We start from the raw sequence: 2,371 nt of genomic DNA on the forward strand, positions 1-2,371 counted from the left end.
GCCAGGGCACGGCTCACTCCGGCAAGAGCGCGAGCGCTGTGGCCCTGCGCCGAGAGCCTGCACTGCAGCGAACGGGCAGACCCCGGAGCCTTGCGATGGCGGTCATGGCGTGTTTTCCTCCTGTGGGACGCTGCTTCGCGCCAAACCCTGCCGCTTGGCAAACGACGCGCCCGGCGATCGAGTTGATCTCGAGGGCGCCTGCCTGCTCGGCCCTGCGCCGCTCGTGACGGGAGCCGTCTCAGGCGGCGTTCTCGATCTTCTCGTCTTCGATCTTCGCTTTCTCCATCGCCTCGGGTTCGAGCTCCTCCGCAGCGCGGTTGAGCTTGATGAACACGCCCCAGCCCGCCAGCAAGGCGGCGGCGGCGAGCAGCACGCTGGCCGCATAGGGCAGGTTCTGCGGGCTGTCGTGCATGGCCTTGAAAACGCCGACCAGCGCTTCGATCGCAATCGCGATCACCACCACCACCAGGAAACGCGAGAGGAAGCGCCGCAGGCGCGTGGGCCCGCCGACGTGGGCCTCGCGCATCACCTCTTCTTCCGTGATGGTCTGGGCGATCTGCAGCGACACCACCGCGGCCGTGAGAATGCCCATCGCCTCGATGACCCCCAGCGCCGCGGCGCGGTCCAGGCCTTCTCCGAGAGCGGCCCAGCCGGTGTGCACGGCCGTCGCCATGAGGAGCAAGGCCGCACACAGGAAGAGCAGGGCGACGACCGCATGGATCAGATAGAAAACGCGCAGCAGGTGCTTCATGGGCTCCATGTCGGGAAAGCCGGATGTCGGGAACGCGAGTCTGGGCCCTGGGCGCGTTCGACTCAATCGGTAAACGCGCGATCACCGCACGGCCAGAACGCGCGCGGACCATTGCAGGGAGTGGGCCGGAGAACGCCGTCCCGGGCCGCGACCCGCACGGCACTCACTCGTAGCGGCGCGCGTCCTCGATCACCTTGCCGTCGTTGGGCAGGCTGCCCGGCGCCAGCAGCTCGACCTCGCCGCGCATCTTGGTCAGCTCGCGGATGCTTTGCGCAATGCGTGCAGCAAGCGCCTGCTGCGGGTCCTGGACCTCCGCGCGCAGCGTCATCGCGTCGTTCGCCATCTCGCCGCTCACGACCAGACGGGCCTTGGCGATTTCCGGGTGGCGGCGCACGATCGCGGCCACCTGTTCCGGGTGCACGAACATGCCGCGCACCTTGGTCGTCTGGTCGGCGCGGCCCATCCAGCCCTTGATGCGCGGCGCCGTGCGCCCTGTCGGGCACAGTCCGGGCAGCAGGGCGCTGAGGTCGCCGGTGCCGAAGCGGATCAGCGGGTAGTCGGCGTTCAGCGCAGTGACCACGAGCTCGCCCACTTCGCCTGGCGGCAGCAGATCGCCTGTGCCTGGGCGCACGATCTCGACGATCACGCCTTCGTCGATCACCAGGCCTTCGCGGGCCTCGGTCTCGTACGCGATGAGGCCGAGGTCGGCCGTCGCGTAGCACTGGTAGCCCTCGATGCCGCGCGCGCGGATGGCGTCGCGCAGCGAGGGCGGGAAGGCCTCGCCCGAGACCAGCGCCTTGTTCAGGCCCGGCAGGGCGATCGCCTCCTCGGCGGCCTTGTCGAGCAGCAGCTTCAGGAAGCTCGGCGTGCCGACATAGCCGTGCGGCCGCAACTCGACCATCGCCTGCAGCTGCAGCTCGGTGTTGCCCACGCCGCCGGGAAAGACGGTGCAGGCGAGCGCCTGACAGCCGCTTTCCATCATGGAGCCAGCCGGCGTGAGGTGGTAGCTGAAGCTGTTGTGCACCAGGTCGCCGGCGCGAAAGCCGGCCGCGAACAAGGCACGTGCGCAGCGCCAGTAGTCAGGGCCGGCGCCCTCGGGTTCGTACTGCGGGCCCGGCGACTGGAACACGCGGCGCGCGCCCTGCGCGCGGAGCAGCCCGCGCCAGCCGATGGTCGCAAAGCCGCCGAACGGATCGCTGCCCGCACCCTCGGCGCGCGCCGCCTGCTGCCGGGCCAGCAGCTCGTGCTTGCGCGTGACGGGCAGCGTTGCGAGCGCCGCACGGCTGGTCACCGACTGCGCCTCGACGCCGCGCAGCAGCTCGGCGAAGGCCGCGCTGGCGCTTTGCGCATGCGCCACTTGGCGGGGCAACGCGGCCATCAGCGCCTGCTCGCGCAGCGCGGGATCGCGGGCTTCCAGATCGTCGTAGAACGCCGCTCGGCTTGCCGGCGGCACCGCCGCGCCGGTGCCGCCGGTGCCGCCGGGGGCGGTGCGCTGCGGCTCAGTCATCGCGGTCGCTCCAGCGGGCGAGCCGGCTCTTCAGCTCGTCGGTGAAGCGGCGCACGTCGGCGGCGTTTCTCAACGTGCTGACGGTCCATTCGGGCGACTGCGCCGGCCGCTTG

At 70.7% G+C, this 2,371-nt stretch carries 2 protein-coding genes; both read right to left on the bottom strand.

The window, feature by feature from the left end:
* Positions 1–238 precede the first annotated feature (238 nt).
* Positions 239–751: a hypothetical protein gene (locus H0W38_RS21075; protein WP_292448824.1), complete on the bottom strand. Its 513-nt coding sequence runs from the start codon at positions 749–751 to the stop codon at positions 239–241.
* 163 nt (positions 752–914) lie between these two features.
* Entirely contained in the window at positions 915–2,129 is a 1,215-nt protein-coding gene (locus tag H0W38_RS21080; protein ID WP_292457875.1) for a phenylacetate--CoA ligase family protein, read from the bottom strand.
* Between the last annotated feature and the right edge of the window lie 242 nt (positions 2,130–2,371).

It is taken from the genome of Methylibium sp., from assembly GCF_013817365.1.
Classification (GTDB): Bacteria; Pseudomonadota; Gammaproteobacteria; order Burkholderiales; family Burkholderiaceae_C; genus Methylibium.

Bases quoted from the DNA above. Each gene is read 5' to 3' on its own strand.
- H0W38_RS21075 (WP_292448824.1), bottom strand. From the start codon at position 751: ATGAAGCACCTGCTGCGCGTTTTCTATCTGATCCATGCGGTCGTCGCC.
- H0W38_RS21080 (WP_292457875.1), bottom strand. From the start codon at position 2,129: ATGGCCGCGTTGCCCCGCCAAGTGGCGCATGCGCAAAGCGCCAGCGCG.